The following is a 24,163-nucleotide window of genomic DNA, read 5'->3' on the forward strand; positions in this document are numbered from 1 at the left end:
TCCGCGACACTTTTTACATTTATGAGATAAAAAACGATACCGCTTTTGTTGAAATCCCCATCACCCAAAGTGTGTATGCCGACAGTTTGTATCGGGCTTACGTTTCGGGTTACAAGCCTTGCCTCGACAGCTTGATACTCTATCCTACTAAAGAGATAATTACCAACACGGTGTATGTGCCTAAAATAGAGTACAAACGCCATAGGTGGGGTGTAGGCATACAAGTAGGATATGGTACGGATTTCGGGCGCTTCTCGCCTTATATAGGCGTGGGGGTGCAGTATAATTTATGGTCGTGGTGAGGACGCTCCTTTATAGGCATTAACAAAAAAGCACCTCTTTTGCTATATGCAGGCCAATGCTGTTGGCTTGCATATTAACTGTGATTTAACTCTCTTTAGCAGAATCTTTAAGATAACTCATAGCTGTTATTCCTGTTGTCGCATTTACTTTTGTAATGTGCGCGCGAGAAAATAATTTTCCCTGTTTTTACTTCCTTGAAAAAATAATTTTCTGTTCACAATAGTACACTATAGCAGTGTACACAATATGGTTTATCCGGTTGCCGTTGAGGTTGCCGGATAGGCTGTTTTGTACCCTTGCCCCCTCCTCGCTAAATTCCGGCACGTGTTTGCAGCTTGTGCTTTTTTTTTGAAGAATTATCTTACGGGTAAAATTTAAACAATATCTTAATATATAACTGTTTATTTCGATTTTTTTTAGCGTCCCCTAATATTAGAGAGAGAGAAATATTTATTCTTCTTTATTCTTTTCTTTCTTCTTCTTTGTATCGGTCGGTGTTCGATCGCTGTTCGATTGCTGTGCTTGTTGGTGTTTTGTCGTTGGGTGTAACCATTTGTTTTATAGTTCAATACGTGTGTTGCTGGGTGTGCTGTTACTGTGCTGCTCGGTGTTCGAACTGCTGTTCGATGGGTGTTCGATAACCGTGTTTTACCGGTTTGCGTGTTCGTTTGTAAGTTGTTGTTTTATAGTGGTTTACGGTCGCTTGCGAGTGTGTATTTGCTGTGTGTCGCGGTGTTCGACGGGTGTTTGGTTTGGCCTGGGGTGCGCAACAAAAAAAGAGGCATCGTGTGCCTCTTTCATCCGTGTGTTTTCTGCCGAATTATGATGTTATTTAATTTGGTGTCTAAAATTTGGGTGCAATACCGCTGGTGTTGCGGTATTACTTGTCAATCTCGATGTTTATCGCGTTCATCCCGCGCGCTCCCCGTTCCAGCTCGAACGATACGGTGTTTCCTTCCGCTATGTTTTCGGGGGCGTTGCTTATGTGGAAAAAATATTTATCCGTTGTGCCCAGGCTTTTTATGAAGCCATATCCTTTGTCGGAGTTAAAATGCTCTACACGTCCTTTGAGCGGTGCTGCTTCTACATCCTCTTTTTTAGGAACCGCTATCAGTATGTCTTCTTGGTTTATCTTTTCTTTCTTTTGCAAGTCGGGTGGGGTCGAAGATATCATTCCGTTCTCGTCCACATACGCAATCATGTCGTCCATGCTGCTTTTGCCCGATGTTTTGCGTTCATCTTTACGTTTTTGCTTTTCCAGTCGTTTTGTCTGTTTCTTTTTTTCGTTGTCTCTTTTGTTAAATGTTGCAGGTCTTGCCATGTAAATAATTTTAGGTTTATACTTTTAGGGATGATACAAAAAACAGAAGGCTTCTTGGTGACCTTCTGTTTTTTTTAAGCTTTTTTCTTAATATCGTCTCGAGTTGTTGTATCCGCCTCCTCCGCGATTACGATTAAAGTCGCTTCTTTCGGTCCTTGGCTTTGCGATATTCACTGATATCACTTTACCGTCGAACTCAGCTCCGTTCAGTTCGTCAATAGCTTTTTGTCCTTCGGCATCGTTTGTCATTTCTACGAATCCGAATCCTCTGGAGCGTCCTGTTTCCCTGTCGTTAATAACTTTAGCAGAAGTAACTTCGCCGTACTCTGCAAATAGGTTGTTCAAGTCGGCATCTTTTACGCCGTAGCTCAAACCTGAAATGTAAATGTTCATTTAAACTTTAATTATGTAAATAAAATTTGATTGAGAGGAAAACTTAAGAAGAGGCCGCTTCAAATAATAGCGTGTAGTATAAAAAGAAGACTTTTATTATAATTATCTGTACTCAAATCAGTTCCAAAGGTAATACAATTATTTACATACCGAAAATAAATTAAAAAATAAAAACATATTTATTCGTTTTGGAGATAAAACTGTTTTCGCAAATCCATATTTACTAATGCAGTTTTTTTCTTCAGAGCCCGTGAGAGAAGTACTGAAAAAAACAGTCATACGAATTTTTCGTGCGGCAGCGGTGGTTTTTTACAGGAAAGTATAATAAAGGTCTTATTTATTTTACTTTTTTACGAAAAAGTAAAATAAGGGCATTCCTCTCCAAGAAATCTCTCATCCCTCCTTGCCTATGCTATTGCACGATTGTATTTTGTGTGGCAGGTGTTTTAAAAAGTGATTTATGCCAATCCTACAAGGTCGCTAAAGAAAGGGTTGAATGAGTTACATTTAGGGGAAGATGCAAGCTCCTGAAAATGGGCTTTTTCAAGGTGGGAAATAATAGATTCTATATCACTTACGTGTTTGTCGTAATCTTTGCAAATAAGTTTATATATTTTTTTTAATGCTTCTGTGGGGTGGTAGATTGTTTCAGGGTCTTCGTTTAGGTCGATGTCTGTTTCTTTCAGAATATGGTCACAAGTAAGACAAGAATCTACTTTATGCAAAAAGTCCATACCCAGTAGCCATGATTCGAACTCCATTATAGCGAAGTGTAAATGCAAATATTGGGCGTTTTCATCATTTGAAATTACTTCATGCGAAGCATTCATGATTTTTTCTGAAACATTAGGTTTTATTACTCTTCCTTCTGCTAATTTATGGTATTGCTCACAATACAAATCTCTAAGTCCCAATATCAGATGATAGCCTTTGTTAATGAGCCTTTCGGCTTCTTTTTTCATTTGTGAAAGGACTGAATTGTCATTCCCGACATTCACAATTAAATAGAAGTTTTCACTTTCTTCACTTCCAATTGAATAAGGGAGCGAATTACGTTTTTGGGCTCTTAATCCGATACATTCAACCCCTAATTTACTATCATCATACTCATACCATTTCATAAGAAAATCACGCACGAAGATATATTCCGCTTGTCCTTCCACAAATACTGCGATTTTTCTCTTACTCATGCTTTCTTTTTAGCAGTATAACGTGCAATGTAATCTGACGAGAACAGGTCGAAATTATTTAGCCCGATAAGCTCGAAATTATCAAAAAGTTCAGGATTGTTTTGGTAGTTGATAGCTTTAACTATACTTCCTTCCCGTTGGAGAATATTCCAGTATTTTACATCTACCACACCCATCAGGAAACTATCATTAGAACTTGCTATCAGTTGAATATCATGTTCCAGACAGAAATCGAACACATATTTTCCCAGTTTTGTAGCGCGTTCATAATCCAATCCTTCGCAAAAATCGTCTATCGCAAGCATCTGCGGTGCTTTCAGGGTAGAAAGATATTCAAGAAATATCAATAAATGCAAAGTACGGAACATGCCTTTGGAAAGATTGAAATCCCATAATGGGATTTTGACATCTTTCTCATAAAACCTTACTGCTTTTACATCATCTACAGCTTCAATCTTTGTTATTGAATATTCCATGATAGAAGCTGCTTTAATAACCCTTTCTACCGATTCTTCTGATAATGAATTCAACATATCATAAAGCCCTTCTCCCTGAACCATTAAATATGGTTTTTTTCCTCTTCCGCCAATAAAATCAGCTTCATTAAAAACAATGCCATACGAATTTTCCGCCCATTGCATTATCTTTTCAAAATAAGGATGTTCTTTTATATCCCTACGAACGTGTAATGTGAGTTTGTTGTTTGGAGGACTAATAATTTCTTTATTCAAAAGAGTTTTCTTTTCATCTCTTTTTAAAATGGCAACCCCATTAATAATAAAATCTTCTTGAATTATTTTGCCATTTTGATAATTGAACCCGTAAATGATTGAATCATTTAATTCATTAATAAAAAGCAATATCGCATAAAACACTTCATTACTCTTAATATCTTTCCCTTGTAGCAAGACTTGTATTGTATCATTTAATCCTTTAATAGTCCTTGATTTACCAACTGCATTTTTACCTACTACTAAATTCACTTCGCTTAGCTTGAAATTTTCAAGTTTCCAAAATCCATCAAAATATTTAAATTCTATTAGTTTCACGTTGTTGTTTTTATTAAAACAAATGTATAAAATAAACTGTCATTCAGCGTCAAAGATACAGTTTTGAAATCAAATCACAATAAGGATTATTCTGTTGTGATTTTTATATAAAGATTTTTAAGAAATTCCTACAAAAAACTTCCCTCAATATTAGGAAAATCCAAATATTTTTGTTATATTTGAAAAGATGGTAATACAAATACTCACCCAACCATACCATCATTCATAAAAAAATCCACATGAACAAAAAACTTTTGGAAACACTGGCAGACAAATGCAAAGACATGGGTTTGTCGGAAAAAGCAATCGGCGAGCTGGCAACCATAGCGAGCGATGGCTTGACGGACGAATCGTCCGACGAACAGATTCAGGCAAAAGCAGATTCGCTTGTACCCATTGCACGGGCAATGCAAGGGGAAGTGACAAGGAAGATGCAGCGTAAGGAAAAGCCCACCGACGCAAGGCCTGACACTGACAACAACGGGCAAAATGGTGACCAGATGCCCACTTGGTTCAAAGTTTACAGCGAGCAGATGAATACTAAAATCGAAACCCTGCAAGCCGAGAACAAGCAAGCCAAAGCCGATGAGGCGCAAGCCCTGCGGCAAGCGGCTATCAACGCCAAAGCACAAGAACTGGGAATACCCGACTATCTGATGAAGCGTTTCCGCATAAGCGACAACGAGGACATCGAAAAGGAACTGACGGATTTTAAACAAGACCTTGTGACTAACCGCCTGATGCCTGCGGAAACCGGCACCGAAAAACCCGATATGAGCCGCGCCACACGCGAGTATGCCGACTCTATCGTACAACGAATGAATATCTAAGAGCTTGTTTTAAATTTTCCCCAAAGAAACTATTATAGTTTTGAGTATATCTTTTTCGCAATAAATTATGTTCTTTTTTGTAAAATTTCACCTTTCATTTTACTCATTTAGCCCGCTAAAATCGCAAAATGAAGTCAAAATTTCCCTAAAAAATCACCAAAATTTATCTTGCGAGTAAAATTTAAACAAGCTCTAACTTTCTCTCTCTCTCAAAAAAAACCGGAACAAAAACCGAAAGCCCGTTTTCAACTCTTATAGCGGGATTTCTGAAAAAACATACACACCTGCGTTCACGGTTTTTCAATTTTCACAGTATTTTCTGCTCTCACAGGCAAACATGCAGCCTGACATTCCAAATAGGTAAAAATGCCCTATGTGTTTCTATTATGTCCCTGTATGTGTCCTATGTGACCGGAAAATGCTCCGCCACAGATTAACTTATCTTATTTTGGTCACATAGGACCCCACACACGAAAACACATAGAAACACAGTAGAAGCCAATTTTAAACTATGTACACCTATGTGTGAACTAACTGAGCCTATGTGGCACAAAACAAGACCCTCCGCTCGCGCGGACTTGTAGTCCGTGTGTCGGTCGGAACGAGCAAGAGCTATATTTCTGCTTGCAGAGCAGCAAAAACAGATAAGAGAAAGATTCTAAAAAAACAAACTTTAAAAAAACAACAAAACAATGGCTACAGCAAATTTAAACAACGAACCGGTACAGGTTGTAAATGGTAACGACAACGTTGTTATCGTCGACAACTTTCAATCGGTACGAGGCGGCCGTACGCTCGACGTTTCAGCTTATCCTGCCGGCATTATCAATGCAGGACACGTGATAATCTGCGAAACGGCTACAGGCGAGTACAAGCCAATGCCTCTGAGCGAAAGCGGCGATGCTTACACTGCATTACCTGCCTCGCACACTTACGCGGGTATCCTTGCGGCAAGTATCACTACAGCGAAACCTTTCGCAGCAATTATGGTAAGGGGAACGGTAAACCCGGCGGCGGCACCGTTTCCGATGGACACAATCATGGCAGCAGTAAAAGCCGCACTGCCTTTAATCGATTTCAGGGAGGACTAAGCTCATGGAACAAAGTTTATATCCCCAGTACGTTCAGCGGTATATGCCGCAACTGGTGTCGAGCATTGTCGACAAACTGAACACAAATGACGAAACCGAAGTATGCAACTATTTGTACCAAATGCTTTTGGCACGCACTTACTCGGTGGACGGTAAATGGGAGTCGCTTATTGGCGAGCACGGACGTGTAGCAGCCGATGTAGTGGCGATGGACTCGAGCCTTCCGCTGAAAAAGCGTCAGGCTATCCGCAAGGCTACAGGCGATATCCCGAAAATTGGTATGGAACTGTACCTGAACGAGAAGCAACTGACCGACCTCGATACGATGATTGCCTTGAATATGGACGAAGAACAGATAGCGGCGAAACTTTTTGAAGATATGCCGCGTGTTATTGCAGGTGTATACGAGCGTTTGGAAATGATGTTTCTTCAAGGACTGTCGACAGGCGTAGCTCTTACAAGCGACGACAACAATGTAGGAACAGGTGTCCGCATCGACTACGGATTCTCCGAATCGAACAAGCTGGGCGTAGAAGTATCGTGGAAAGATAACCCGACTACTGCCACACCGCTCGACGACATCAACCGTGTACTTGCCAAAGCGCGCGAAGACGGCAACGTGCTAAATGTGGCTTACACCGACTCGGCTACAATCAACGCGCTGCTGGCTACCAAACAAGTACGCGATTTGTATGCATTCATAGCCGGATATCCGGGCGAAAACGTTCCTGTGCCAACATTGGAGCAAGCCAACACCGCTATCCGTGCCAAATACAAATTCACCATTCAGGAAATAGACCGCACTGTGAAAGTGGAGAAAAACGGAAAGCAAACCAACATCAACCCTTGGCAAGAAGGTATCATGACATTTGCACCCGCAGGACAATTAGGCCAGATAGCATGGACACGCCTTGCCGAAATGAGCCACCCTGTAGCCGGAGCAAGCTACAGCACTGCCGACGATTACATCCTTGTGTCGAAATACCGTGTAAACCGCCCATCGTTGCGCGAATACACCTCGTCGCAAGCACGCGTTATCCCTGTGATAACCAATGTCGACAGACTTTACCAACTTGATACAAAGAAAGTACAGGAATAAGAAATCAGAATTCAGAAATCAGAATTCAGAAGTAAGAAATAAGAAATAAGACAGAAGAATAAGGGGAAAGTATAAAATCACTAACATTACTTACCTCTTACCTCTTACCTCTCACTCCTTACTACTATCTATTCACTTGTAACTTGTAACTGCCCGTAGGGCGAAGTAACTTGTAACTAAACAAATATGACAAACTTAGAAGCTCTGAAAACCACTTGCAACGCTATTTGCAATACATTTTACCCCGACCACGCTACGCTTGAACTTACACTTTTCAACGCGGGTATCAATCATACCGACAACGCAGCACCCGGCGACATTGAACTTGTAAAGCTGGCTATCGGGCTGGTAGTAGGGTATGTGGAGCAAAGCCGCACCGAAAACGGAGTATCCACCTCTAATTTCGAAGAGCGTGTAAAACAATCCATCCAATACTGGTGCAGCAGGCACGGAATCGATGCTTCTGAGTTTGTTGCACTTACAACAATTCAAAACGGCTCTGCCCGCTGGTAAACGCTATGAGGACAAACGGATACATACAATACCGGATAGCCGGTACGTCAGGATTCAACGATGATGGCGAGCCTGTGGTACGTCCTGAAACATGGTCGGAAACCATCCCCTGCTTGGTGAAAACCAATACCCACCGCAACAACGGTGCGTACGAAGACGGAAATTTCACCGTGGCATCATACGAGGTGCTTATAGAAGAAGCGCAGGCTTTCAGTGCCGACCGTGTGAAGCTCGCAAGGCAAGGTATGGATTTGGGCGAATTTCAGGTACAAAACAGCGAATTGCTTGCCGGAGTAGGACGCGTAAAAATAAGCGTATAATGCCAGCCAAACAGCAAACCCCACATACAGCCGTAAGCGCGTACCTCGAAGCAGAGGTACGAAAACGGAATAAGCAGCTTATTGCCGCCCTTGTACGCATCGGGGAGCAGGCTATAGCGATAGCCGCCGCAAGCGAAACATTCCGCACAGGCTCGGGCAACCTCCGCAGTTCCATAGGCTATGCCGTGGTAAATGGTGGCAAGGTCGAAAAACTTGAGATGGTAAAGGGCGGACAAGGCTCCTCAGGAGCAAACGAGGGACGCCGGTTGCTCACTCAGCTTGCCGCCGAACATTCACAGGGCGTCTCACTCATAGTAGCCGCCGGTGCCGGTTATGCCGTGTATATGGAAGCCTCCGGACGCGATGTGCTCACCCACTCCGAACTTACAGCCCGTAAGCTGGTACAGCAGTTAGCAACTGGTAGAAATGTTTAATTGTAGGAATTGAAAAACTGTTGAACTGACACGTTTAAACCGACTAAAATATTCGTTCTGCAATTCAACGATTTTACACCTTGACGCTTACACAAAACTAGTCACTAGTCACTAGTCACTAGTAGCTAAGTCACTCTAAAAAAAGATGAAAAAAACAGAAACAACCATCGAAAAGGACGTTTTCCACATTTTGAAAAACAGTCCGCTGAAAGACCTCATTTCGGGGCAGATTTACCGACGGGGCATGCGTCCTGCCGATTCAGGCGCCGAAGACGTGGTAGTGAAGTTCCTTGCAGGTACCGACGGTCAGTTTCAGGACGGAGTAGTGGTAATCAATGCCTATGTACCCGATGTAGCTATCGATGGCAACAACGGGCGTAAGGTAGAGAACATAGCACGCGTGGAGCAGCTGGAACAGGCCATCGTTGCACTTTTTACCCACTATGTGGCTACCGAGTACCTGTTCGGCATAACCGACACGCCGCAATCGCTCCATGAGCCGGAAATTGAACAACACTTTATTTACACACGATTAAATTTCAGGCGTTTGTCGCTGTGAAATTGTTTAACTGTAAAATCGTTAAACCATAAGCAGTGGAATTAACGATTCAACAATTCAACGACTTAACAATTACACGTTTCAACGCTTTATCAATTCAAAATTAAAATCACACTATTATTCACTTAAAAAATTAAAATCATTATGACACCATCAACAGCTTGGGGAAATGTAAAAATGTATTTTGGCACCCCAACATCAACAGGCGAAATGCCTACAACATTAAACACAATGGGTTATATCCTTGAAGACTCATTGGCTATCGAAAGCGAAGAAGGTACTACTTTGGAATTGTTCGAAGAAGGGCACATCTTGCGCGACCGCTTGCAACTGGAAGGCGTAATCAGCATCAGTGCTACCATTATCGGTATTCCTGACGAAACACGTAAAGCATTCTGGAATGTGACCGAATCGGGCACCGGCGATGCCAAAAAAGTATCAGTGAACTCAATGGTAAACAACAGTAAGTTTGCTGTGAAATTCGCTGCCGAACAAGTACCGGGCTCTATATTGGCGCAAGTCTGTGACTTGTGCCTTTGTTTCTTTACAGTTTAAAACTGTATTTATTTCGCATTGCTGGCGCAGGCTTGTAGCCTGTGTCCTGCTTGCAAAAGCAGCTTTGCTCCCGCGCGAATCTTTCGCGTGGTAAGATGCAAGAAGAGTCTGTTTGGGGCACAAGTTGGGCTCCGCTAACCCTATATTGGCGCAAGTCTGCGACTTGTGCCTTTGTTTCTTTACAGTTTAAAACTGTATTTATTTCCCATTGCTGGCGCAGGCTTGTAGCCTGTGTCCTGCTTGCAAAAGCAGCTTTGCTACCGCGCGAATCTTTTGCGTGGTAAGATGCAAGAGTCTGTTTCGGGCACAAGTTGCGCTCCGCTAAACTTGCGCCAAAGGGGGGGTAAGAATACAAAGAAAAAATAATAGATTGGCGTTTTCTATTTTAGGATTGAGAAAAAATCCAGATGAACCAAGTGCAGGAGAATTGTATTTAGATAATAATAGATTTTTGAAAATTGCTCCAGAATAAAAATAAAGCCTAGTCAAGGCTTTATTTTTTAGTGAGGATATTGGTATGGGTCATCTACATCCACATCTATTGCTACTGTGATAGGGACTAATTCAAAAACATTTTTCTTCTTTTTCTCAAGAATAAATGGAGCTCTGAGTCTTCTAGGTTCTGAGTATTCGTTGTATAGAAAGAAATAAATATCGGTAATGTCCTCATTGGGTATTTTCACTTCTTTTGTTTTTATTCCTTTGGTCATAGTTCCGAACTCAGCCAATAATTTACACTTTTTATTTTCGTCAAAATATCCGGCTTTACAATTTGTATAAGTACCATTAATTTCTGCTTCAAACACAAAGCTTGTATAGTCTTGCGTAGGCTCTGGTGGCTCCGGTGGGTTATTACCCGTACAGCACGATAATAGGCTCAGAATAATAACAGGGAGTAACAGTAGCTTTTTCATATCCGTGTGTATTGTATTGTTAAAACTTTAACAAAATTAATAAAAAGCTTTTGAAAAAGCAAGGCGGTAGGGGCGAATAATTATTCGCCCTTCTGTTTTTCATTGCTCCCCCCATTGCTGGCGCAGGCTTGTAGCCTGTGTCCTGCTTGCAAAAGCAGCTTTGCTCCCGCGCGAATCTTTCGCGTGGTAAGATGCCAGAAGAGTCTGTTTGGGGCACAAGTTGCGCTCCGCTAAACTTGCGCCAATGGGGGGCAAGTCTCAAAATTTTTTTTTGAACGCAAATTCCGCAGATTACGCAAATTTCGTCGCAGCGGCTGAGCGGTACGGCTACCCAATATACCATACTGCTGCACGATGCTATTACCAACAGCGAGGGATTCAGAGTAAACACCCCTTTCTCGGACGAGAAAGCCAATTTCGAGTTTACCGTACCCACCGAGGGGCATTGGAGCCTGATAGTGTACTCGGGCATACAAGCTGCCACTACAGGCAACTCGGTGGCCTACAACGGTATCGAATTGCGGATATTACAGGCCGATAGCATGGTGAATACCGGGCTATCGGGGATGGACGACGACAACATTGCCTTTTGGACAGGGGGCGATTACGATATGGCTAAGAAAGGAGTAACAGCTACATTGCTCAAGAAAGACGGAAGCGGATTTTTTGCAAATAATTTATTCAACTGGAATACTTCGGGCAGTCTTAACGTAGGCATATTCCAAGTGCTCGACGACCGCATTATCGTAAACGGCGCGAATGGTGATATCATTATCACCAACCGTGCGATAGACGACGTAGCATCAAAAGCATCAAAAACTATTACTAAAAACGACAGAGGTACCCTCTCGGCTTCCAATACCAATCCGTTTGATAATAATACACCGAGCCCCTATTGGCTTGTTGCGGTGTCTGATACCGATGTGCCCCTGTCTAATTACAACATAGCTTGCGATGTGGAAATAAACGCCCATGTTAAGGCAGCATCATACTCAAACGAAGGTAGGTTTTCCCAAGCATCAATCGTTTCCGACGCGTATGTGGAAGTAGAAAGCAATGGTATAATAAAAGCCTATGATTTGGGGCATATTTCTGTTAAAGCTATTGCAGAGGGATATGACAGAGAGAAATCCGACGACCAGAAAATTAAAATGATTGTCCCTGTCAGTATGGAAATGGAAGGTAACATGTTGGTCAGAATAGGGCTTAAAAATACCCGGATAGTAACAGGCGCACAGCAAGGCTTAGGAAAAGCAAGTGCTTCGATAATAGCAGATTTGAATGTAAAAGCCGTATCTACCATCAAAGAAACCATTATTGGTAACGACGGACTGCTGGTAAGGCAAGACTCGGAAAATGAGGTGAAAATAAAGAGAGATCAAGATAGATTAGCTTTCTCTATTAAGGGATTGAAAAGAGATATTAAAGCTGTTCAAAGTAAAGAAATTTACATAGATTCAGATAATACATTAAAGTGGAAACCTTAATAAAATACGAATATCCGCATTAATGCGGATATTCGTATTCATTATCTTTGTTTACATCTATATAATTTACATCATCTAAAAATTCAAAAATATTTTTTTTCTTTTTTTCTAATTTATAAGGTTTATCTAACATTTTACCAGTAATAAAAGTCTGATAAAAGAAATATATATCAGTAATATCTTCATTGGGGAGTTTTATTTCTTTAGTAACACTTCCTTTTCTTATGTCACCTAAATCAGCAATAAGTTTACATTTTCTATCTTCTTGAAAGTAGCCTACTTTACAGTTGAGCCAAGTTACATCTGAATCAGAAGGCATTTTAAACACAAAACTTGTATAGTCCTGCGTAGGAGCAGGTGGCGGCGTAGGTGTATTGCCGCCATTGCATGCTATTAGTAGCAGAGGTAGTATAAGTAGGTATATTAGCTTTTTCATATCCGTGTGTATTGTATTGTTAAAACTTTAACAAAATTAATAAAAAGCTTTTGAAAAAGCAAGACGGTAGGGGCGAATAATTATTCGCCCTTCTGTTTTTCATTGCTCCCGCGCTTAACTTGGCGCAAGTCTGTGACTTGTGCCTTTGTTTCTTTACCCATTGCTGGCGCAGGCTTGTAGCCTGTGTCCTGCTTGCAAAAGCAGCTTTGCTCCCGCGCGAATCTTTCGCGTGGTAAGATGCCAGAAGAATCTGTTTGGGGCACAAGTTGCGCTCCGCTAAACTTGCGCCAATGGGGGGGCCACACGATACAATCGTGCGGCAGCGTGTGGAATAGAAAATCATAATTAATTATGTATAATCCGAAAAGAATTTTATTTTTGCGTTACAAACCATCAAGTTGGAATACGACATGAAAAAAATAGTTTTTATCGGAATTATATTGATATTTTGTTTTTGCTCCACATCCAAAAAAGCTGTGAGAACACCGCTTCTCAATAGTCAGACATTCTTGTTGGCAGAAGTGTCGACAGATAAAAACTATGGCTTTTCGGAGAAAAAACCAATTAAGGTTGGCGGGGTAGATAGGCAAGAGGGACCTTGGAACGAAAGGCGATTTCTGAATGCATTGGCAGGTCCAAATGGAGAAGAAATCAGTTATTACAGGCTGGGAAGTTGCTGCCCGGTGAAAAGTAAAAATGGGCTGAATGGAATAGGAGCACTGGATATCTACAGGGTAACTTGGGATGGCTCAAAAGATACTGTTTCGCTTTACATCAATATGTACGATTACGAAGAACTAAAAGCTCCTGTAGGATTTACGATAAAGCATAAAAGCCCTCTGAAATGGTGGCCTTAGGCATTGCGCTCCGCTAAACTTGCGCCAATGGGGGGGTGACCACACGATACAATCGTGCGGCAGCGTGTGAGGGGCGTGCGGCAGTGGAGCCTAAAGAATTGCTGCTACTTTTCTTGCCTTGCTCAGAATGTTTTCGTCTTTTCTTGCTACTTGTATATTGTACCGGGCTTGCATGTTGACTAATATATCGGCCTCGATACCTAAAGCTGCCTCTATCAATATGGCAAAATTTGCTGTAACAGGCCTTTTCCCGTTAAGCACCTCATTGAGCATTGTATAGGATATGCTTATCTTTTCAGATAAATCTTTTTGAGAAATCCCTCTGTATTCTATTTCATCCTTTATTACCTCGCCCGGGTGGGTGGGAGTATAGGGAGTTAGTTTGTTGGCTGTTTTCATAATTATTTGTAGTGGTTTGATAGTTCTATAATAGTGCAGATAGTGATTGTAGATTCTTCGGTGTTGTTTGATACGATAAATTCAATTCTGTACTGGTCGTTTACCCTGATAGATGATGTCCCCTTTTTGTCCCCGCTCAGCACTTCGTATCTCAGTGAGTTAAAGGCAAATAAAGATTCTATGCTTGATGTGCTTATAAGAATATCAATACATCTTTTGTACTTTTTGATAACTTCGGGTTGAAAGCGATATTTTTTATTGCTTGTTTTCCCCTGTTCGTAAAGTTCGCATAAATACTCTTTGCCAAATACTACATTCATATACCGTAAATTGTGATACAAATATAAGAATAATATTTTGATTATTCACTAAAAAAGTGAATATATCTATTTTCGTAAATTGAAAAAAGGTGGTGTTTGAAATGCCACCCCATTGCTGGCGCAGGCTTGTAGCCTGTGTCCTGCTTGCAAAAGCAGCTTTGCTCCCGCGCGATTATTAAGAGCTTGTTTTGTATATGTCGGCGTTTTATGCTTTATTTGTAATAGCAATTATTCAAATCAAACCATGCTCAATATATACCGCGCTTCTGCCGGTTCGGGAAAGACGTACCGCCTTACGCAAGACTATATCCAACTGCTGTTCGACCCTAAAAAGGAACGGACGCACAGGCGTATTCTGGCGGTAACCTTCACCAATAAGGCTACCGACGAGATGAAATCGCGTATATTGAATGAGCTGTACATACTGTCGAAAGGCGAAAAATCCGACTACCGCAAGGGGCTGATGGAGCGGTATAAGATGAGCGACGAGGCGGTGGACGAGCGGGCACGGCGGGTGCTTGTCCAGATTCTGCACGATTACTCCTCCTTTTCGATAAGCACTATCGACCGTTTTTTCCAACAGGTAATACGTGCTTTTGCGCGCGATATAGGCGTAAACGGTGCTTACAGCCTCGAGCTTGATGTAAGCCAAACACTGGAGCAGGCGGTGGATAATCTGTTTCTCGATTTGTCGAAAGAAGACAACCGCCAGTTGCTTAGCTGGCTCACCCAGCTTGCCGAAGAGCGGATAGAGCAGTCGGAGAGTTGGAACATGCGCCGGAGCATAGCCGAGTTGGGGAAAGAAATTTTCAAGGAAAATTTTCAGCATAAAGCGGAAGATACCAGCCGCAAACTGCACGACCGTGAGTTTCTGAATGCTTACCGCAAGAATCTGCAGAAGATAAAAAACGATTTTGAAGAAAAGGTTAAGGGTAAAGCGAGCGAAGCGTTGCAAATCATAGCCATAAACGGGCTTACTACCGAAAGTTTCAAAGGAGGCGCGCGCTCGGCAATGAAAACGCTGGAAAAGCTCCAAAAGCGCGATTTTAAAGTGAGCGATACTTTCTTTACTTTTACCGAAGACGTTACATTCTGCTACACCAAAACCACCCCGAAAGGAGTAGTAGCCGATATCGAAACGGCCTACCACAATGGGCTGCGGCAATGTCTGGTGCATCTGGCTAACTACCTTACAAAAGATATTGTAAACTACAACTCGGCCGATATAGTGCTGAAACACCTCAATACATTGGGAATCTTGTCCGACCTGGCAATGCAGATTAAAGCACTGACCGAGGAGCAAAACACCATGCTCATATCGGACACCAACATGCTTCTAAACAAGATAATCGATAGCAGCGACACGCCATTTGTGTACGAGCGTACAGGGGTATATGTGGATAATTACATGATTGACGAGTTTCAGGACACGTCGGTACTGCAATGGAAAAACTTTAAACCCCTGATGGGCAATAGCCTTGCCGACGGTAAATTCAACCTTGTAGTGGGCGATGTGAAACAGAGCATTTACCGCTGGCGCAACTCCGACTGGAACTTGCTTGACGAACAGATTATGCGTGATTTCCGGAAAGACCAAACGCGCGAGGAAAACCTTGATACCAACTGGCGGAGCGACAGGAATATCATTGATTTCAACAACTCGTTTTTCAAACAGGCATCGCAACTGCTCCAGTCCAAACTGAATGAAAATCTGGAGCCTGTACTTCCTGTGTACAAAATGCTGAAACCACTGAAAACCAAAATTGTACATGCTTACGACAATCTGTACCAAAAAGCATCGCACAAGGCCGGCAATGGCAGAGTAGAGATAAATTTTATTGATAAAAAAGAGAGTGAGGACGGCTGGAAACAGGAAAGCCTGCGACGCCTGCCCCAACTGCTGGAGCATTTGCAAGACAAAGGTTACAACCCTGCCAATGTGGCCCTGCTTGTGCGTAAAAATGATGAAGAACAGGCGGTAATCCAATACCTGCTCAATTATAAAACCACGCCCGAAGCCCGCCAAGGATATTGTTATGATGTGATGGGGAATGAGGGTTTGCTTGTTTCGGCCGCATCGTCGGTGCGTTTCCTGCTGGGAGTTTTGCAGCTATATATCAACCCGTCGGACAGTATTCAGCGTTCCATCGTAAATTACGAATATCTGCGGGGAAAACACGGTTGTACCGAAGAGGAAGCATTGAACCGGAGTTTCGCACCGCCGCCCGACAGTGTTGAAAAAATCTCGCCTTTATTCTCCGACGAGGAAAACCGCCAACTGGCAAACATCCGCCACCACTCGCTTTACGATATGGTGGAGCAGATAATAGCCCTTTTCGGAGTGGGTGGTTGGCACAACGAATCGGTGTTTGTACAGAGCTTTCAGGATATTGTGTTGCGATTCTCGGTAGGCAAAACAGCCGATTTGAACAGTTTCCTCAAATGGTGGGACAAGAACGGGGCAAAACAAACCGTGCCCTCGCCCGAAAACCAGCAATCGTTCCGTATTATGACCATACACAAGTCGAAAGGCTTGGATTTCCCCGTGGTAATCATTCCGTTTTGCGACTGGGATTTGGATAGCCGTATGCGCAATATACTATGGTGTGAGCCTAAGGAAGCCCCTTTCAACGAGTTTCCGCTATTGCCGATAGAATATAGTACAAAACTGAGCCAGTCGGTATTTGCCGCCGATTACTTCGACGAACAGATGCACCAGTATATCGACAACCTGAATATTGCCTATGTGGCTTTTACACGTGCCAAGAACGAACTGATTTGCTTTGCCCCTGCCCCGCAACGGGAAGTTACCGAACTTGGCAAGATGAACTCGCTTGCGGCATTGCTTAGCGTCGCCTTTCGCTTGAATCCGAGTACCCCCGACGGGCTCATTCAGCTTAGCGGGCATTACCACACGGACGAAAAAAGATTCGTTCTGGGCGAAGATGCACAAGCGCCTGCCTCTACTAAAAAAGCGGAAACGGAAAACGAAAAAATAACTTCTTACCCTACTGTAAGCAGTGCCGACAGGCTGAAGATACGCCATCAGAGCCTCGATTTTTGGCTCGAAAACCAGCAGTTGACCGACAGCCGCATCAACTACGGAACCGTCATGCACAGCATCCTGCAGGAGATAAACCACAGGGAGGATGAAGAAAAAGTGATTCAGGAGTTTGTACGGAATGGTTTTATCAGCCAAAAGGAAGCCGGCATTGTACGCAACGATTTAGCCACATTTTGGCAAATACCCGGAGTGCAGGCGTGGTTTGCCCCCGGTACGAAAATACTGAACGAAGCTACCATTATCACCCCGAAAGGCGACCTTTACCGTCCCGACCGTGTGGTGATAAAAGATAATACAGCTACCGTTATCGACTATAAATTTGGCAATATAGAGAGCAAACACCACATCCGGCAGGTAAAGCAATACATGGATTTGATTGCCGGCATGGGATATGAGGTAAAAGGCTTTGTTTGCTATGTGAGTTTGAAAAAAATTGTCGAGGTTTAAGGATTTTTATTCCTATAATGCTTTAAGAAACAAAAGAACAAAATGGAACAAAGGAATAAAAAGACAATAACGGTGTGCAACGTTTATCAATGACCCCCAAATGGCGCAAGTTTAGCGTAGTGTAACTTGTGCCGAAAACAAATGCAGTTTNAAAAAAACATAGTCACAAGTCACAGACTTGCGCCAAATATGGATAAGAAATAAGACATAAGACATAAGAATTCAGAATTCAGAATTCAGAATTCAGAAATCAGAAATCAGAATGAGGAAAAAGGTGAAAGGAAAAAGTATAAAGTTACTTCATTGCCTCTTACCGCTGTCTCATCGGATTTGCAATCCGATGATATACTAATAGCGGATTTTAAATCCGCAGATAATAGCTTTCGGATTGCAAATCCGAAAGGACAGAATAATTACAGGCTTGTGGTAGTTGTGAAATTTACGATTGGATATGTCTTTATCCGGTTTGTAGGTACCCATAAAGAATATGATAAAATAGATTGTTCAACCATATAAAACGTACGTTTATGATTACAAAAGAGCAATACGAATTTGCATTAAACAGGATAGAGGAGCTTTTGCCCTTGGTTGGTGATGATACTCCGGCAAATGACAAGAACGCTGTAGAGTTATCTATGGTATCTGAGGTAGTTATAACTTATGAAAAAGAACATTTCCCTATTGACAAACCTCCTGTTTCAAAATTGATAGAATTGTACTTGGAAGAAAGCGGAATGACACAAAAGCAACTCGCTTCCGAAATAGGTGTAAGCCCATCGCGTATTAACGACTATATTGCAGGACGTTCTGAGCCTACTTTGAAAAAAGCCAGTTTGTTATGCAGAGTGTTAAAAATACCTGCAGCAGTCATGCTTACGTTGTGAGTTGTGTATGTTGTGACTGACTTTCAAAATTTGCACCTAACTTTCCCCCCATTGGCGCAAGTTTAGCGTAGCGTAACTTGTGCCCGTGTAACAAATACAGTTTTAAACTGTAAATAAATACAGGCACAAGTCACAGACTTGCGCCAAAGAATGAAAAGTATATCTAACAAAGAGAGAGTGTCCCAAAAGGAAAGAGAACGCCGCTCGATACTTCGCTTGGCTTGCCAAGAAATTACGCAGATAAACACAAATTTACGCAAATCTTATTTTGTTGAAATAAAGCAAGTTACAAAAAAATGAAATCTGCGTAATCTGCGTAATCTGCGTAATTTGCGTTCAAAAAAGACTTTTGAGACAGCCCCTTTCCTGAACACCACACGAAAGATTCGTGCGGCAGCAAGGGGCATCGGTATTAATGGCAAATTATAAATCTGAAAGAACAAACTCGTTTATTTCCTTCTAACCCCTCCCCCCCTTTATTTCTGAAAAAAACAGAAAAACAAATCACCTTTCTCAATCGTTTTACTAAAAACACGTATCTTTGTATATGGCATGTAGCTTGTGCGAAAAAAAATCGTGTTTGCCACGTGCTAATTCCCGAATTTGTTATCTTGTTATGTTAAAACAGCAATTACAACAAAAACTACAGCAAAAACTATCGCCTGCTCAGATTCAGGTGATAAAGATGCTTGAAATTCCAACACTGGAGTTGGAAGAGCGTATCCGTCAGGAGTTGGAAGAGAATCCCGCGCTCGAAGAAGGCGCAGAGGCAAGCGATTCGCAAGATGATGTTCTCGAAAACGAATATGGCAGCGACGAAGGGGGCAACAACGATGATATGGACTTGGACGAATACATGCCCGACGACGACATACCCGATTACAGGCTGAAAACAAACAACTCATCAAAAGACGATAAGCACGAGAGCATTCCGTTTTCGGTTGGGATGACATTTCACGAGTTCCTGCTCGACCAACTGGGGCTGCAAGACCTGAACGAGCACGAGCGCGGGCTGGCCGAGTACGTGATAGGCAATATCGACGAGGAAGGCTACCTGCGCCGCACAGCCGAAGCTATGGTCGACGACATTGTGTTTCAGGCAGGTATACAAACCACAGACGAGGAAATGCTCCACATCATCCACGTCATACAGCAGTTCGACCCACCGGGCGTAGGAGCATCCGATTTGCAGGAATGTTTGGTACTACAGCTCGACCGTAAAACGCAGACGCAGGAAGTGCAGTGTGCAAAGAAGATTGTAACACACTATTTCGAGGAATTTACCAAAAAGCATTACGACAAGATAATGAAATCGTTGTCGATAGACGACGAAACGCTGAAAAACGTAATAGGCGAGATAATACGCCTCAACCCCAAGCCCGGAAGCGCATGGAGCGGCAATGTGCTCGAAAAATCAATGTCGGCCATCGTACCCGATTTTATGCTGGAGAATAACGATGGGCAACTCACCGTGCATCTGAACAACAGCAACGTACCCGAACTGCGGGTAAGCAACACGTACAACGAAATGATGCAGGACTACGCAGGCAATAAGCAAAACCAGACGAAAGAGATGAAAGACGCCGTGTTTTTTGTAAAACAAAAAATAGACTCGGCACGCTGGTTTATCGACGCTATAAAGCAACGCCAGCAAACGCTGCTCACTACGATGAAAGCAATTGTCGATTTTCAGTACGAGTTTTTCGTGGAGGGTGACGAAACCTACCTCAAGCCCATGATACTGAAAGACATTGCCGACATTACAGGTTTCGATATTTCAACCATCTCGCGCGTAAGCAACAGTAAATATATACAAACCGAGTTTGGTGTCTTTCCGGTGAAGTATTTCTTCTCCGAGTCGATGACCAACGATTCGGGCGAGGAAGTATCTACCCGCGAAATAAAGAAAATACTACAGGAAACCATCGAGCACGAGGACAAAAAGAAACCGCTCAACGACGACCGTCTGGCCGAAGTGCTGAAAGACAAAGGATATAACATTGCACGCCGCACGGTGGCAAAGTACCGCGAGCAACTTAACATTCCGGTGGCACGGCTGCGGAAAGAAATATAACAAATCTCTCCTGCCCCGCCGAGGGAAGGATGAAGCAGGCGATAACAACAAAACAGTTCCCGTTCTTAAAAAAAAAGAAACAAACAAATGAACAAACAACAAACAAACATTCAAGAATCTCCAAGGGAGAAGTCTGGAGGTACTTGGTTTTGGAACATCATTTCATATCTTTTCATACCATTGCTGATGCCCACCTACGGTATGACTTTTCTATTTCAGTTGAGCGATTTTTCTTTTCTTCCCTCATCATTCAAGTGGATTACCATAGGCGGGACAATACTATTTACCGTTGTGCTGCCCCTTATCCCCATTCTGATGTTGAGGAGAAAAGGCGAAATAAGCGACGTATTTATATCCAACCGCGAACAGCGGGTGATGCCTTACCTGTTCTCTTTTCTGTCGTACGCCTTTTGGGTATATTTCCTTTGGCAAACGCTGGAAATGCCGCTTTATGTGGTAGGGCTGGGAGTAGGCTCGGTTATTTCCCTTTTCATCATTGTACTCATCAACCTGAAATGGAAAATCAGCGCACACATGACCGGGATAGGAGGATTTGTAGGCGGAGTATTCGGGCTTTGCTACCGTGCAGGGGTAAATCCGGTATGGTTCTTCGTGTTGATAATATTCTTTTCCATCTTGTTAGGGCTGGCACGTATCGAAACCAAAGCGCATACACCAACACAGGTTTTGGCGGGTTTCATAGTCGGATTTTTATCAGTATTTTTGTGCTGCCTTTTCTTTTAGAGAATGCACCTCCAATCCCCCGCAGGGGATATTAGGAAATAAATAAAGAGAAGTATTTTAAAAAGTATGCTGACATAATAGTCTGAATAGCAACTCAAAAACCTTATTTTTGTATTAAACCTTAGTAATACGAATTTAGAGCCTGTTTAAATTTTCCATAAAGAAATCATTGTGAATTTTTAAAAGGCTTTTTCGTAATAAATTATTATAATTTATTTTACGAGCTAAATTTAAACAGGCTCTAAGGGTTGAGATAAAATGACTAAACCAAAAGCCTCGCAGAGGCGAGATTATGCATAACCGTATGCAAGCGTAGCGCAGCTTACGGTACAGTAGAAGCCAACAAAATCAAGCCCCGCAGGGGCGAGATAATGCATTAAGCAGATAATGTGCCCCTGTCGGGGCTTGTACACTAGTGCGGTATTTTCCGCGGGCTTCGCTTCGCTACACCCACGGTTATGCATAATCTCACGCCTACGGCGTTATTAGAAAAATGGAAATAGAGTTTTTCATCAGTATACTTTTTAATACACCTCCAAATAAAGATATTGATTTAACCATTTAAATAATATCGCTGTCTCATCGGATTTTAAATCCGCAGTTAACAAATTACGTAAGACAGAGGTATTATTTCAACTAGCATTCTTGAAAAATAAAATAAAATTTTAGAACATGAAAAAACAAAATTTATTTAGTCTTTTAATTCTGCTCTTAATCTGCTTTACTGCATGTGATAATGGTAATGAACCTGCTCCAGACAATGGAAATGATGAAAGTGAAATGAAAATTGTAAGCAGACTGCTGGTGGAAGAAATTTATGTTGATGAACAATATTACGGAGAACTCAATTTTACTTACGATGACCATAATCGGGTAACAGAGATATCACTGAAAGTTACTTATACATACAACGGCAAAAATACCGAAGACACCGAAAATTATAAGTATTCTTATTCCGATAAAGGCATTTCTGTAACAAATACAAATTATGATGGAGAGATAACAAATGCAGAAGTTTATTTGAATTCCGAAAACATAATAGATTCTATTGTAAACACAGCACATAACTTCATAGGACAGCAGTATTTTGAAACAAGACGTTTTACATATATGAATCGACGCTTAAAAGACACCACAAAAAAAAGTGGAGTTGCGGCGGCAAATACATATTATTTCAACTGGAATGAGAATAATATGACCAAGATATACTCTTCAGATGAATATGAGGATGTAAAGCGTGAACATGGTACAACTGCCGAGTATAATTCTACCTATATGAACAAAACAAATCTTGATTTGAACTGGTTTATATATCAGGATGAATTTTTATATATGCTCGACAATTACAAACTGGGATTGTTGGGCTACTTTGGAGAAAAAAGTAATAATTTGGTTGTAAAAACAGAAACTGTCAGCTGGAGCGGTTCGAATAAAGATGACTATGGATATGTTTTTTCCTACGAATTTGATGAAGACGGTTATGTCACAAAATGTACAAAGGACAACCTTGTAATTAAGGTGGAATATAAATAAGAAATTCGGAAATATATTAAAAATCATACTCTTGTCTTTCAGGCAAATACAAGAAACTATTTATAATTTTTTATCGCATATTTAAAACAAACTTATGATTACAATAGACCAACTAAAAGATTTGTTGGAACGCGAGAGCGCGTTGAGGAGGTACCTTTGACGTCGATTCCAAACTTATACAGATAGAAGAAGAAGAGCTACGCACACAAGCCCCCGGCTTTTGGGACGATGCTAAAGCCGCCGAAACCCAGATGAAAAAGGTGAAAGACCTGAAAAAATGGGTGGAAGGCTACGAAGGCGTAAAAACCGCAGCGGACGAACTGCAACTGGCATTCGATTTTTATAAAGAAGAAGCCGTAACCGAGCAGGAAGTGGACGAGGCATACGCACACGCCCTTACCCTGATAGAGGAACTGGAACTGAAAAACATGCTCTCCAAAGAAGAGGATAACCTCGGTGCAGTAATAAAAATAGTAGCCGGAGCAGGCGGCACAGAGGCGCAAGACTGGGCTGAAATGCTTTTCCGCATGTACCAACGCTGGTGCGAGCGGCAGAGCTATAAGTGCGAAATAACCAACTATCAGGAAGGCGACGAGGCGGGAATCAAAACCGTGACGATGCAGATAGAGGGCGACATGGCTTATGGCTACCTCAAGAGCGAAAACGGCGTACACCGCCTGGTACGTGTATCACCCTTTAATGCTCAAGGCAAGCGCATGACATCTTTCACATCGGTGTTTGTGGTTCCGCTGGTAGACGATACGATTGAGATAGAAATAAACCCCGCCAACCTTACGTGGGACACTTTCCGCTCGTCAGGAGCAGGAGGCCAGAACGTTAATAAGGTAGAGACAGGGGTGCGTCTGCACTACAAGTACAAAGACGACGCCACAGGCGAGATGAAAGAGATAGTGATAGAAAACACCGAAAGCCGCTCGCAATTTGGCAACAAGGACAATGCGCTTCGGCTGTTGAAATCGCAACTGTACGAGATAGAACTGGAAAAACGCCGCGCCGCAACTGCCGAAGTAGAGGCAGGTAAGAAAAAAATAGAATGGGGCTCGCAGATACGCAGTTATGTTTTCGACGACCGCCGCGTAAAAGACCACCGTACAAACTATCAGACATCCGACGTGCAAAAAGTGATGGATGGCGATATCGACGCATTTATCAAGGCATACTTAATGGAACAGAATTTGTAGGATTGAAGATTAACAAGATAAAAATAATAACAGAAATCCTTAGAGGTTGTCTAAATTTTCCACAAAGAAATTATTACAGTTTAGAATATGTCTTTTTCGCAATAAATTATGTCCTTTTTTGTGAAATTTCACCTTCCATTTTACT

Annotated in this window: 25 protein-coding genes and 1 pseudogene; 18 read left to right on the forward strand and 8 right to left on the reverse strand. The window is 42.1% G+C overall.

Annotation, left to right across the window (positions count from 1 at the left end):
• A partial coding sequence (locus D0T49_RS11940; protein ID WP_370519676.1) for a DUF6808 domain-containing protein occupies positions 1-302 on the forward strand: 302 nt, incomplete at its 5' end.
• An 881-nt stretch (positions 303-1,183) separates the two neighbouring features.
• On the opposite strand, the gene D0T49_RS11945 is transcribed toward D0T49_RS11940, so the two are convergent.
• The 4 genes from D0T49_RS11945 to D0T49_RS11960 all read right to left on the reverse strand — a co-directional run bounded on the left by D0T49_RS11945 (position 1,184) and on the right by D0T49_RS11960 (position 4,256).
• Complete coding sequence (locus D0T49_RS11945) at positions 1,184-1,624, reverse strand: cold-shock protein (protein WP_163631841.1); 441 nt, start codon at positions 1,622-1,624, stop codon at positions 1,184-1,186.
• An 87-nt stretch (positions 1,625-1,711) separates the two neighbouring features.
• Positions 1,712-2,017 (reverse strand): RNA-binding protein, encoded by a 306-nt coding sequence (locus D0T49_RS11950; RefSeq protein ID WP_163631843.1) that lies wholly within the window; start codon positions 2,015-2,017, stop codon positions 1,712-1,714.
• Positions 2,018-2,475: 458 nt separating this feature from the next.
• Complete coding sequence (locus tag D0T49_RS11955) at positions 2,476-3,207, reverse strand: DUF4276 family protein (protein ID WP_163631846.1); 732 nt, start codon at positions 3,205-3,207, stop codon at positions 2,476-2,478.
• Positions 3,204-4,256, reverse strand: coding sequence for an AAA family ATPase (locus tag D0T49_RS11960; protein WP_163631849.1), 1,053 nt, complete (start codon positions 4,254-4,256; stop codon positions 3,204-3,206). The genes D0T49_RS11955 and D0T49_RS11960 overlap by 4 nt, the downstream gene beginning before the upstream one ends.
• A 239-nt stretch (positions 4,257-4,495) precedes the next feature.
• Between D0T49_RS11960 and D0T49_RS11965 the strand changes: the two genes are divergently transcribed.
• From D0T49_RS11965 to D0T49_RS12000, 8 genes are all read left to right on the forward strand, one after another.
• On the forward strand, positions 4,496-5,086 hold the full coding sequence (locus D0T49_RS11965) for a hypothetical protein (protein WP_163631852.1): 591 nt from the start codon (positions 4,496-4,498) through the stop codon (positions 5,084-5,086).
• A 692-nt stretch (positions 5,087-5,778) separates the two neighbouring features.
• On the forward strand, positions 5,779-6,177 hold the full coding sequence (locus D0T49_RS11970; RefSeq protein WP_163631855.1) for a hypothetical protein: 399 nt from the start codon (positions 5,779-5,781) through the stop codon (positions 6,175-6,177).
• A gap of 4 nt (positions 6,178-6,181) precedes the next feature.
• Entirely contained in the window at positions 6,182-7,276 is a 1,095-nt protein-coding gene (locus D0T49_RS11975; RefSeq protein WP_163631858.1) for a major capsid protein, read from the forward strand.
• A gap of 186 nt (positions 7,277-7,462) precedes the next feature.
• The gene (locus D0T49_RS11980) at positions 7,463-7,789 is read left to right on the forward strand and encodes a hypothetical protein (protein WP_163631861.1); all 327 of its coding nucleotides are present in this window, start codon (positions 7,463-7,465) and stop codon (positions 7,787-7,789) included.
• Between the two features lie 5 nt (positions 7,790-7,794).
• Positions 7,795-8,109, forward strand: coding sequence for a hypothetical protein (locus D0T49_RS11985; protein ID WP_163631864.1), 315 nt, complete (start codon positions 7,795-7,797; stop codon positions 8,107-8,109).
• A complete protein-coding gene (locus D0T49_RS11990) occupies positions 8,109-8,543 on the forward strand; it encodes a hypothetical protein (RefSeq protein ID WP_163631867.1) in 435 nt (144 codons plus the stop codon). Before D0T49_RS11985 ends, D0T49_RS11990 begins: the two co-directional genes overlap by 1 nt.
• 145 nt (positions 8,544-8,688) lie before the next feature.
• Positions 8,689-9,102, forward strand: a complete 414-nt coding sequence (locus tag D0T49_RS11995; protein ID WP_163631870.1) for a hypothetical protein — start codon at positions 8,689-8,691, stop codon at positions 9,100-9,102.
• A gap of 144 nt (positions 9,103-9,246) precedes the next feature.
• A complete protein-coding gene (locus D0T49_RS12000; RefSeq protein ID WP_163631873.1) occupies positions 9,247-9,657 on the forward strand; it encodes a hypothetical protein in 411 nt (136 codons plus the stop codon).
• Positions 9,658-10,157: 500 nt separating this feature from the next.
• Here the strand turns inward: D0T49_RS12000 and D0T49_RS12005 are convergent, their stop codons facing one another.
• The gene (locus tag D0T49_RS12005; protein WP_163631876.1) at positions 10,158-10,571 is read right to left on the reverse strand and encodes a hypothetical protein; all 414 of its coding nucleotides are present in this window, start codon (positions 10,569-10,571) and stop codon (positions 10,158-10,160) included.
• Positions 10,572-11,029: 458 nt separating this feature from the next.
• Here D0T49_RS12005 and D0T49_RS12010 point away from each other — a divergent pair, with 458 nt between their 5' ends.
• A complete protein-coding gene (locus D0T49_RS12010) occupies positions 11,030-12,058 on the forward strand; it encodes a hypothetical protein (RefSeq protein WP_163631879.1) in 1,029 nt (342 codons plus the stop codon).
• 19 nt (positions 12,059-12,077) lie between these two features.
• Here D0T49_RS12010 and D0T49_RS12015 read toward each other — a convergent pair whose 3' ends face one another.
• Positions 12,078-12,494: a hypothetical protein gene (locus tag D0T49_RS12015; RefSeq protein WP_163631882.1), complete on the reverse strand. Its 417-nt coding sequence runs from the start codon at positions 12,492-12,494 to the stop codon at positions 12,078-12,080.
• Between the two features lie 476 nt (positions 12,495-12,970).
• Here D0T49_RS12015 and D0T49_RS12020 point away from each other — a divergent pair, with 476 nt between their 5' ends.
• Positions 12,971-13,351 (forward strand): hypothetical protein, encoded by a 381-nt coding sequence (locus D0T49_RS12020; protein WP_203583477.1) that lies wholly within the window; start codon positions 12,971-12,973, stop codon positions 13,349-13,351.
• 90 nt (positions 13,352-13,441) lie between these two features.
• Here the strand turns inward: D0T49_RS12020 and D0T49_RS12025 are convergent, their stop codons facing one another.
• Together D0T49_RS12025 and D0T49_RS12030 are read right to left on the reverse strand one after the other, a co-directional pair.
• Positions 13,442-13,750: a HigA family addiction module antitoxin gene (locus D0T49_RS12025; RefSeq protein WP_163631888.1), complete on the reverse strand. Its 309-nt coding sequence runs from the start codon at positions 13,748-13,750 to the stop codon at positions 13,442-13,444.
• 2 nt (positions 13,751-13,752) lie between these two features.
• Positions 13,753-14,070 carry a type II toxin-antitoxin system RelE/ParE family toxin gene (locus D0T49_RS12030; protein ID WP_163631891.1) on the reverse strand — a complete coding sequence of 106 codons (318 nt, stop codon included), beginning with the start codon at positions 14,068-14,070 and terminating at the stop codon, positions 13,753-13,755.
• A gap of 244 nt (positions 14,071-14,314) precedes the next feature.
• On the opposite strand from D0T49_RS12030, the gene D0T49_RS12035 reads away from it, so the two are divergent.
• From D0T49_RS12035 to prfB, 7 genes and pseudogenes are all read left to right on the forward strand, one after another.
• On the forward strand, positions 14,315-17,581 hold the full coding sequence (locus D0T49_RS12035) for an exodeoxyribonuclease V subunit beta (RefSeq protein WP_163631894.1): 3,267 nt from the start codon (positions 14,315-14,317) through the stop codon (positions 17,579-17,581).
• Positions 17,582-17,941: 360 nt separating this feature from the next.
• Positions 17,942-18,097 (forward strand): annotated as a pseudogene (locus D0T49_RS13090) (type II toxin-antitoxin system HigB family toxin); the annotation flags it as partial.
• 11 nt (positions 18,098-18,108) lie between these two features.
• Complete coding sequence (locus D0T49_RS12045; protein WP_163631897.1) at positions 18,109-18,465, forward strand: type II toxin-antitoxin system HigA family antitoxin; 357 nt, start codon at positions 18,109-18,111, stop codon at positions 18,463-18,465.
• Between the two features lie 616 nt (positions 18,466-19,081).
• Complete coding sequence (rpoN, locus tag D0T49_RS12050; RefSeq protein ID WP_163631900.1) at positions 19,082-20,539, forward strand: RNA polymerase factor sigma-54; 1,458 nt, start codon at positions 19,082-19,084, stop codon at positions 20,537-20,539.
• Between the two features lie 87 nt (positions 20,540-20,626).
• Positions 20,627-21,283, forward strand: a complete 657-nt coding sequence (locus D0T49_RS12055; protein WP_163631903.1) for a phosphatase PAP2 family protein — start codon at positions 20,627-20,629, stop codon at positions 21,281-21,283.
• Positions 21,284-21,955: 672 nt separating this feature from the next.
• Positions 21,956-22,816 carry a hypothetical protein gene (locus D0T49_RS12060; protein ID WP_163631906.1) on the forward strand — a complete coding sequence of 287 codons (861 nt, stop codon included), beginning with the start codon at positions 21,956-21,958 and terminating at the stop codon, positions 22,814-22,816.
• A 94-nt stretch (positions 22,817-22,910) separates the two neighbouring features.
• Positions 22,911-24,018 (forward strand): peptide chain release factor 2 gene (gene prfB / locus D0T49_RS12065; protein ID WP_163631909.1). Its coding sequence is split into 2 segments (ribosomal slippage): positions 22,911-22,973 and positions 22,975-24,018, totalling 1,107 coding nucleotides; the frame shifts between segments, so codons are not numbered across the junction.
• The last annotated feature ends 145 nt before the right edge of the window (positions 24,019-24,163 follow it).

The sequence above is a fragment of the Paludibacter sp. 221 genome (assembly GCF_010501035.1).
Lineage (GTDB): Bacteria > Bacteroidota > Bacteroidia > Bacteroidales > Paludibacteraceae > QVMH01.

Coding starts and splice junctions, on each gene's coding strand:
- D0T49_RS11945 (WP_163631841.1), bottom strand. CDS start 1,624: ATGGCAAGACCTGCAACATTTAACAAAAGAGACAACGAAAAAAAGAAA.
- D0T49_RS11950 (WP_163631843.1), bottom strand. CDS start 2,017: ATGAACATTTACATTTCAGGTTTGAGCTACGGCGTAAAAGATGCCGAC.
- D0T49_RS11955 (WP_163631846.1), bottom strand. CDS start 3,207: ATGAGTAAGAGAAAAATCGCAGTATTTGTGGAAGGACAAGCGGAATAT.
- D0T49_RS11965 (WP_163631852.1), top strand. CDS start 4,496: ATGAACAAAAAACTTTTGGAAACACTGGCAGACAAATGCAAAGACATG.
- D0T49_RS11970 (WP_163631855.1), top strand. CDS start 5,779: ATGGCTACAGCAAATTTAAACAACGAACCGGTACAGGTTGTAAATGGT.
- D0T49_RS11975 (WP_163631858.1), top strand. CDS start 6,182: ATGGAACAAAGTTTATATCCCCAGTACGTTCAGCGGTATATGCCGCAA.
- D0T49_RS11980 (WP_163631861.1), top strand. CDS start 7,463: ATGACAAACTTAGAAGCTCTGAAAACCACTTGCAACGCTATTTGCAAT.
- D0T49_RS11985 (WP_163631864.1), top strand. CDS start 7,795: ATGAGGACAAACGGATACATACAATACCGGATAGCCGGTACGTCAGGA.
- D0T49_RS11990 (WP_163631867.1), top strand. CDS start 8,109: ATGCCAGCCAAACAGCAAACCCCACATACAGCCGTAAGCGCGTACCTC.
- D0T49_RS11995 (WP_163631870.1), top strand. CDS start 8,689: ATGAAAAAAACAGAAACAACCATCGAAAAGGACGTTTTCCACATTTTG.
- D0T49_RS12000 (WP_163631873.1), top strand. CDS start 9,247: ATGACACCATCAACAGCTTGGGGAAATGTAAAAATGTATTTTGGCACC.
- D0T49_RS12005 (WP_163631876.1), bottom strand. CDS start 10,571: ATGAAAAAGCTACTGTTACTCCCTGTTATTATTCTGAGCCTATTATCG.
- D0T49_RS12015 (WP_163631882.1), bottom strand. CDS start 12,494: ATGAAAAAGCTAATATACCTACTTATACTACCTCTGCTACTAATAGCA.
- D0T49_RS12025 (WP_163631888.1), bottom strand. CDS start 13,750: ATGAAAACAGCCAACAAACTAACTCCCTATACTCCCACCCACCCGGGC.
- D0T49_RS12030 (WP_163631891.1), bottom strand. CDS start 14,070: ATGAATGTAGTATTTGGCAAAGAGTATTTATGCGAACTTTACGAACAG.
- D0T49_RS12035 (WP_163631894.1), top strand. CDS start 14,315: ATGCTCAATATATACCGCGCTTCTGCCGGTTCGGGAAAGACGTACCGC.
- D0T49_RS12045 (WP_163631897.1), top strand. CDS start 18,109: ATGATTACAAAAGAGCAATACGAATTTGCATTAAACAGGATAGAGGAG.
- rpoN (WP_163631900.1), top strand. CDS start 19,082: ATGTTAAAACAGCAATTACAACAAAAACTACAGCAAAAACTATCGCCT.
- D0T49_RS12055 (WP_163631903.1), top strand. CDS start 20,627: ATGAACAAACAACAAACAAACATTCAAGAATCTCCAAGGGAGAAGTCT.
- D0T49_RS12060 (WP_163631906.1), top strand. CDS start 21,956: ATGAAAAAACAAAATTTATTTAGTCTTTTAATTCTGCTCTTAATCTGC.